The 8,061-nt window shown below is 36.0% G+C and carries 9 protein-coding genes and 1 pseudogene; 8 read left to right on the top strand and 2 right to left on the bottom strand.

Annotation, left to right across the window (positions count from 1 at the left end; translation table 11 throughout):
- On the top strand, positions 1-231 hold a 231-nt coding region (locus ABN217_RS18475; protein WP_502935124.1), incomplete at its 5' end, for a fimbrial adhesin EcpD family protein.
- 26 nt (positions 232-257) lie between these two features.
- Here the strand turns inward: ABN217_RS18475 and ABN217_RS18470 are convergent.
- Together ABN217_RS18470 and ABN217_RS18465 are read right to left on the bottom strand one after the other, a co-directional pair.
- On the bottom strand, positions 258-455 hold the full coding sequence (locus tag ABN217_RS18470) for a hypothetical protein (RefSeq protein WP_196554834.1): 198 nt from the start codon (positions 453-455) through the stop codon (positions 258-260).
- A gap of 74 nt (positions 456-529) precedes the next feature.
- The gene (locus tag ABN217_RS18465) at positions 530-832 is read right to left on the bottom strand and encodes a phage holin family protein (protein WP_115350199.1); all 303 of its coding nucleotides are present in this window, start codon (positions 830-832) and stop codon (positions 530-532) included.
- Positions 833-1,405: 573 nt separating this feature from the next.
- Here ABN217_RS18465 and ABN217_RS18460 point away from each other — a divergent pair.
- From ABN217_RS18460 to ABN217_RS18430, 7 genes and pseudogenes are all read left to right on the top strand, one after another.
- Positions 1,406-1,666, top strand: coding sequence for an ogr/Delta-like zinc finger family protein (locus ABN217_RS18460; protein ID WP_196554836.1), 261 nt, complete (start codon positions 1,406-1,408; stop codon positions 1,664-1,666).
- 262 nt (positions 1,667-1,928) lie between these two features.
- Positions 1,929-2,993, top strand: a complete 1,065-nt coding sequence (gene dhaK, locus ABN217_RS18455; RefSeq protein ID WP_196554837.1) for a dihydroxyacetone kinase subunit DhaK — start codon at positions 1,929-1,931, stop codon at positions 2,991-2,993.
- A 30-nt stretch (positions 2,994-3,023) separates the two neighbouring features.
- Positions 3,024-3,656, top strand: coding sequence for a dihydroxyacetone kinase subunit DhaL (gene dhaL / locus ABN217_RS18450; protein ID WP_340893830.1), 633 nt, complete (start codon positions 3,024-3,026; stop codon positions 3,654-3,656).
- A gap of 41 nt (positions 3,657-3,697) precedes the next feature.
- Positions 3,698-5,149: a dihydroxyacetone kinase phosphoryl donor subunit DhaM gene (gene dhaM, locus ABN217_RS18445; protein WP_340893832.1), complete on the top strand. Its 1,452-nt coding sequence runs from the start codon at positions 3,698-3,700 to the stop codon at positions 5,147-5,149.
- Between the two features lie 999 nt (positions 5,150-6,148).
- Positions 6,149-6,748 carry a common pilus major fimbrillin subunit EcpA gene (gene ecpA, locus ABN217_RS18440; protein WP_196554840.1) on the top strand — a complete coding sequence of 200 codons (600 nt, stop codon included), beginning with the start codon at positions 6,149-6,151 and terminating at the stop codon, positions 6,746-6,748.
- A gap of 67 nt (positions 6,749-6,815) precedes the next feature.
- Entirely contained in the window at positions 6,816-7,502 is a 687-nt protein-coding gene (locus ABN217_RS18435) for an EcpB family pilus assembly chaperone (RefSeq protein WP_349459749.1), read from the top strand.
- 16 nt (positions 7,503-7,518) lie between these two features.
- Positions 7,519-8,061 (top strand): annotated as a pseudogene (locus ABN217_RS18430) (hypothetical protein); the annotation flags it as partial.

Here is an 8,061-nt window from a genome sequence, read left to right as displayed (position 1 = left end):
GCTTGCGATAATGTGCCTATCTCCATTAAAGAAGCACTCTGGACCCAGACCGCATGGCCTCATCCTTATCAGTTAGAGGGTTATTTTTATCGTACTGATTTACAACTGACTATTCCAATGAATGAAAGCACCTCACTTTTCTCAATGGAAGGAGAAGACTGGATTGGTGTGGTAGAAGCCCGTGGTTATGTCAATGTATTTGCAGAGTGGTCAGGGACTGATATTCACTAAGTAAAATAACCGTTTTCTTATTCCTATTAGGGATGAATTTCCTCTAATACATAAGGAAAAAGTTGAAGATCAAAGCAAGCATCCATGCTTGCTTGATCTTCGATTGCCGTTATTAACATCCGTTGTTCTAACGTTATATTGTCTCGATGCCATCCTTGAGCAATCCACCCCAAACTAAACGCCATTAGTGCAATCCATGCATATACCGCTAGTGTGTTGGACATGACCTAACTCCTTAGTCATTCGAGACAAAATTGACTTTACCGATTTTTATTATGATGAAAACGCGTAGCACTTTTTACTTGGTATCATCTTTTTCTTTTCCTGAAAAAAATTGATTACCTCGCTTACGTAACCAGATTTCGACTAATTGATAACCCACAATACCGAGCGCAGAGCCTATTCCCATTACTGCGACAGAATTAATTCCAGGCCATAAAATAAGCAGCACACCAGCAACAACTGAAACTGCAGAGCCTAAAATAATTTTGCCGATGAACAATCTTAATGTCATTGTTTCATTCGCAACGAGCATCTTCCCTAATGCAATAAATGCACCTACGATCACCAACGATATTAATGTGTTGTCATATTCATCCATGAATACACCTCATCTCTGATCACACTTTATTTAACTGTAAAAAGAAACCTCACCTCCCAATATTCACCAGATAATCTGTAAAGAATTAGCTGCAACCACAACCCTGTGTAACTGAATAAATCCTGATTGAGATAACGAAAGTTCCTTTTATTTCAACTATGCGCAATATCCATTTGCGATAAATAACAAGCTATTCAGTTATATTACAGCTAACTTCCTTGTTAATTTGTAATAGACATCCTTGTCTATTTATTCACTCATACTGAAAACTAACAAAATAAATAAATAATAAATTCAATATGTTGATCATCTCCGTATGATTTAACGTGAAGCTATTATCTACAAAGTTTGTATTTCAGGCTAGTAAGTTTGTTCGGTTAACTTCGGTTATCAATGCTTAACCGACAATAACCGAACTATTCACATTAATAAAAACAAATAAACTTGTTTTAAGCTTCTTTAAACGATATAAAAACAAATATTTATATAAAAAAACAATAAATAGGCTGGTTATAATACAAATTTCAGCTAATATAGAAGGTATTAAATAACCCATAGCAAAGAGAAAACGAGATGCGTGTTTTAACTATTTTTTGTCCTGAATGTGGTGAAAAAGCACTTATAAAGAAAAGTAATCGCAAACACAAAGAATTATCCGATCTCTATTGTGCTTGCCGTGATCCTGAATGTGGACATACCTTTGTTTTAAATCTCACTTTTAGCCATACTCTTATGCCAAGTGCAAAAAACAAAGATACGTTGTTATTGGATGTTATTAAAAACCTTTCTCCAGAGCAGAGAGAGAGAGTACTCACTCTTTTACAAGGCATGTAATCATCACGATCAGATACTCCCTTTTTCATTTTTTTTTATGATCTTGCTCCCATTCTGACAGGTTATTTGACTAACCTATTCTTATAGAAAGATAAATGATGTAGATTTATTTTTAAGCTAAATGAAAATAATTCTTATGTTTTAAATAATACAAACACCGCGTGTTTACCTATCCTTTACTTAATAATTTGTCAGCCACATAAACCATAAAATCGATTTCTGGTTTAAAGACTAAACACAAATTTCAAATGGAGCATTTAAGATGAAAAAGCTGATTAATCGAGTTGATGACGTATTATCTGAACAACTACAAGGCTTTGCAAAGGCCCATCCTGAAATCAAACTTCATCCTTCCTCTTTTTATGTCACGCGAAAAGATGCTCCAATAAAAGGCAAAGTTGCGTTGCTATCCGGTGGCGGAAGCGGGCATGAACCCATGCATGCTGGTTTTGTAGGTAAAGGTATGCTCGATGGTGCATGCCCAGGTGAAATATTTACGTCGCCAACGCCAGATAAAATGTATGACTGCGCCAAAGAGATTGATAGCGGTGAAGGTGTTTTAATGATCGTAAAAAACTACACGGGTGACGTGCTTAACTTTGAAACAGCCACAGAGCTACTTCATGACGATGGTGTAAAAATTGCAACCGTCTTAGTAGATGATGATGTTGCCGTTAAAGATAGCTTATATACAGCAGGGCGCCGTGGTGTTGCCAACACCGTTTTAATGGAAAAACTACTGGGGGCAGCAGCTGAAAGAGGCGACTCTCTTGATAAGCTAGTTAAATTAGGTCATTACATTAATAATAATGGTTTTTCTATCGGGATTGCCTTAGAAGCTTGCACTGTGCCTGCAGCAGGAAAACCTTCCTTTACTTTACCTGAAAATGAAATGGAATTTGGTGTTGGTATCCATGGAGAGCCAGGTATTGATCGTCGTAAATTCACTTCACTCAATGAGACCGTTGATGCCATGTTTACGACCTTAATCGAAAATGGTCACTATCAACGCGTTATCCGTCATTGGGATCGTGAAAACGGTACATGGATCGATGAAAATCAAGAGAAACAACCTTTAAAATCGGGCGATCGCATTATTGCTTTAGTTAATAATCTAGGTGCCACACCACAATCTGAACTTTATGGTGTTTATCACCATTTAACCCAATGCTGTGAAAAATTTGGTTTAACCATCGAACGTTCTTTAATTGGTTCTTATTGTACTTCGCTCGATATGTCAGGGATCTCAATTACGTTGCTAAAAGTTGATGATGAATTACTTACCTTATGGGATGCACCTGTTAATACACCGGCGATGGTGAAATAAGTTTTTAATTACAAGAAAAGGGAACACGAAATGGCTTTAACTCATGCTCAAATCATTCTTTGGTTAGAACAATGCGCATCACTTTTTGAACAAAATAGTGATTATCTGACGGACTTAGATCGTGAAATAGGTGATGCCGACCACGGTTTAAATATGAATCGTGGTTTTAGAAAGGTACTTGAAAAACTGCCTGAATTTGAAAACCAAGATATTGGTACGATCCTTAAAACCACAGGCATGACGTTACTCTCAAATATTGGCGGTGCAAGTGGCCCTCTCTTTGGTACCTTCTTTATTCGTGCAGCAAAACCGACCGCTTCATTACAAAATTTAGAACTCAATCAATTTGTTGAAATGATCACTGAAGGTGTAGAAGGTATTGTGAGTCGAGGAAAAGCACAGCCTAATGACAAAACCATGTGTGATGTTTGGTGGCCTGTCGTTGAGTCATTAAAACAATCTAATGAGCAAAACCTTTCTATCAAAGAAGCCCTTACCCAAGCACACATTGTGGCCGAAAAAGCCGCTGAAAATACCATTCCAATGCAAGCTCGAAAAGGGCGAGCAAGCTACTTAGGTGAACGCAGTATCGGGCATAAAGATCCTGGTAGTGCATCTGTTGTGCTAATGATACAAGCCCTTGCAAATAGCATTAATGCATAACTGACCAAGTAACCAATACAAGTAACCCATAAAGGTCTACCATGATAAATATTGTTATTGTTTCTCATAGTAAGCATCTCGCTGATGGTGTAGCAGAACTTGCAAGTCAGATGATTAATCCTGCTCACTGTCAACTTGCGGTCGCCGCGGGTGTTAACGATGAAGAAAATACGATTGGTACTGACGCTGTTAAAATTATGACGGCAATTGAATCACTTTCGCCACAGGCACAATCTATCGTTGTCATGATGGATTTAGGTAGTGCCATATTAAGTGCAGAAACCGCAATTGAATTACTTGATCCTGAACTCGCTGAAAAAGTAACACTCTGCTCTGCGCCATTAGTTGAAGGTACACTTGCAGCAGTCGTTGCCGCCTCTTCTGGTGCTTCTTTAGAGAAAGTCATTGAAGAAGCCTCAAACTCGTTATACCCAAAAAAAATTCAACTTGGCGAAAACTTCGTCCAGCCTAAAAATGATATTAATGCTCTCGTCAAAATTCAAGGTAAAGAGGCAAGCTGGGTCGTGCGTAATCCTCATGGTTTACATGTAAGACCTGCGGCTACTTTAGTGGAAGTGCTTTCTACCTATCATGCTGATTATCAATTAGTTAAAGGTGATAGACGAATTAATCCGCTGAGTTTAAATCAACTCTCATTAATACAAATTCGCCAAGGTGATGAAATAACGCTAATTGCTTCTGGTGAACAAGAAGATGAAGCGATCGCAGCCTTCCTTAAACTCGCTCAAAATGGCTTTGGCGAAGAGCTTCCTTCTGATTCTGACAAGACAACCCTAAAAGGCATTTTAACCCCTATCGCCCAAATTAAAGCCCCAGCTTTTATTTGGCATGAAACTGAATTGTCGCCCGTAGAAAATTTGTCTGAATCAATAGATATTGATACTCAAATCATCAAATTTAATCATGCCATCAAAAATACGTTAAACGTTCTAAAACAGTATGCGGAAAAAGCGAATCAAGTCTTAGGAGAGCACATTGGGGCTATTTTTAATGGCCATATCATGATGTTAGATGATGATGAATTAATCACATCTGTAGTTGATCGTATTAAAGAAGAAAAAATTAACGCACAACAAAGCTGGTCTGATGAAATGCAAGAGAGAATACAGCTTTATTGTGCACTCACTGATCCTTATTTACGGGCTCGTGAGCTTGATCTCCGTGATCTGCGTAATCAAGTCCTCTATCAATTGCAAGATAAAACACGCCCTGCATTTACACCATCACAACCGGCTATTTTGGTTGCTAAAGAGCTTTTCCCTTCCACCTTAATCCAATTAACTGATAGTCCATTAGTTGGCATTGCTTTAGCTATAGGAGATAGTCGTTCTCACAGCGCCATTATTGCCACTGAAATGCATTTACCTATGTTAGTGAATTTAGGGCCTACACTATTAAAAGTGACTGAATCCCAGAAACTAAAAATAGATATAAACAAAGGTGAGCTGATTATTGAATCGCTCTCATCATAGCCTCATTTTAAATTAACGATATAAAAAACCCGCACAATCATGTGCGGGTAAACCCACGAAATAACACGATTATCTTTAATACAACGTAAAAAATTAACTAACCACCCGATAAAGATCATTTTTTATTTTCATTTTAAAATAAGAAATTTACTATTTTCTAATCCTTCATTAACACTATTATATAACTAATTTTCAATTTAAATCTTTTTTATATTATCATTAAAAGATAACACCTCTTTTAATGATAATAGTTTTTTGATGGTATGAAAAATATAAAACAATTATTTTTAATTCTAAATGAAAAATACAAATCGTAATTGGATAGTTTATTGATTTTAATTTATAGAAAATATAAAAAACTTTGTAGATAAAAAACACCAAACTCAAAAAGTGAGTAAATATGTAAATCAAATGCCATAAACAGGATTATAATCTATTATACCTAAGATTTAAGTATAAAATAACTAACACAGTCTATTATAGAATGCATTTATATAAAAAAAACTAAAAATTCCAAATAATAAATATAAAGAAAAACAAAAAATCATAAAATAAATTAATCAGATTTTCATAAAAACCACTAAATAAAGATAAAAATAGATGTTATTAGTAATATTTTTTTATCAATTGAAATTAAGAAAGAATACTTATAGGATTTTTCTTATCACTTTACTTCCTCCTATTGTTTAAATTAACGCCATTAAATAATGTTTAATTATATTTATATCTTAATTGAAAGAAATTAAGCACATTAAATAAAGCTAGATTATTTTTATTTAAAACCTAAAAAATAAGACTTTTTATTTATGGAGACTTAACAAAAGAAATCAAGAATATCCCACCTCAAACTAATCAATAAAAGAGTTATTCTTTAAATATTTTCTTGAAATTATTTAAAGAGAAATTCTTTTATTTGAAGAATGTATCAGTGTATTTAATTTCTTTCATTAATAGAAAGATAAAAGCAATCTATTATAGATAATCATCAAAGGATATTTTATGAAAAAGCTGACATTGGCTGTTCTTGCTGTAGCTATTATGGGTGCGACAACTCTTGCTCAAGCTGATACTCGTAAAGCAAGTGCTGTTGCTTCATGGGATGCTAAAGCATACAAAGATACTAAAAGTATGTTAGTGGTTACACCATTAAAATCATTAACATTCAATTACGCTGAAGGTGTTAAAGCGTTTAACTCTCAAGACGGTGCTTTTGACATCACTATCCAAGGTCAAGAAAAAGCAACTGACTTCAAACTGACATCAAAAATCATCACCGATAAATTAACGCGTGCATCTGACGATAGTGAATTAACTGTTGGTATTAAATGGAATGGCACTGCATTAACTAACTCTACAGAAACCACAATGGTTGACGTAGCTGCTGGCACAACAGCTGGTCTTGATTTCTTAGCCCAAGATGGCGCTTACAACGGTAAAGATCGTGTAAGTGGCCAAAGTCAATTCACCTTCAATATCGCTTCCGCCAAAGTTGCTGGTGCTGATGCTAAATTCTCTGATTTAGCTGATGGTTACTGGGATGGTGATGTTAAAGTTCAGTTTACTGCAACTTGGGAAGGCGACTTCACAACAACTCCATAAGCCATAAAGTTAGTTTTTTAATAATTAAGGGGTGAGCGAATTTTTCGCTCTCCCTCAAGGATTCGCTATGAAAAAAATAATATTAGCCTGTTTGAGTCCTTTGGTTTTTTATAGCCAATTTGCAGTAGCCATTCATGTCGGTGCCATTACCGAAACTATGCCCTCTGACCAAACTATTCTTGCCAAAGAAATTGAAAATAATGTCGATCAGGCTCGTTTAGTCGGATTATCTATTGAGCGCATTTCATCACCTTTGGAAGATGGAAAAGTGCTCCCTTTAGTCAATAACGAGATTTTGATCTCACCAGCAAACTTAATTTTACCCGGCAAAACTAAAGAAAGTTTTAAAATTTTCTATAAAGGCCCTAGTGATAACCAAGAACGTTACTATCGCTTAGTCTGGCGTGACGATCCGGTGACTGAAACAGGATCAACGCAAAATGCAAAAGCGGCAACGGCAACGACGTCTGCCATGATAAGCACCATTTTAGTGGTTGCTCCTCGCCAAGAAAAATTTGATTACCGTTTCGATAAAAATGCTCGCATTGTCTATAACACAGGAAATAGCTCGTTTCGTACCGTCGCTACAGGTGATTGCATGCCAGATGCTGTGACAAAAAATGAAAATAATCGCTGTAGTGAACGCTACTACGTTATGCCAGGTCTTGGCGTCAAGTTAAAGCAAGTCGATGTTCAAAGTAAAAAAGCAACTGTTGGTATTTGGCATAACGACGATTTTATTATTATAAATTAATTAATAAGGACTCCTTGTGCGTAAATCTGTAGTGGCACTAGGCATTGCTATGTTCCTATTGTCCGAGAATACATATAGCCAACCAACCAGTTTAAAGATTGGTAATTATATTATTCCTAGTGTCTTTGCCACAGCATTAGAAGAAGGCATGACGATCCCAGTCTATTTACGTTACGAGCGTTCTAATCAATCTGTATTAAACGAACAAAGCCGTAATAAAATTGCAGATGCGCTTGTGGTACTTAAAGATAATCAACTTATCATAAGTTCTATCACACCAACTTATGAGAGTGACGATTCTCAAGTTGCTTCTATTAATGAAAAAATTATTAATTCACTTGTATCACTAAAAGATGCACAAATTGGACAACAAGGGAAAATAACACTCTCACCAGATGCCACTCTTGTGTTTGATTTAAACTCATTCATTATGACATTGGATGTCAGCGAAGCGGGTCTTGCCACGCAAGTCAAAGCGCGTACGGAAATGTTAGGAAAATCAACTGTTGATAATCTTTCCTCCGTCACCACCTATGATTTAGGTGTCTATAACAATCAA

It is taken from the genome of Proteus sp. fly-1067 (genome assembly GCF_040139345.1).
Lineage (GTDB): Bacteria > Pseudomonadota > Gammaproteobacteria > Enterobacterales > Enterobacteriaceae > Proteus > Proteus vulgaris_B.
The sequence above is the reverse complement of the archived record's forward strand: the minus strand, read 5'-3'. Positions and strand labels throughout refer to the sequence as shown.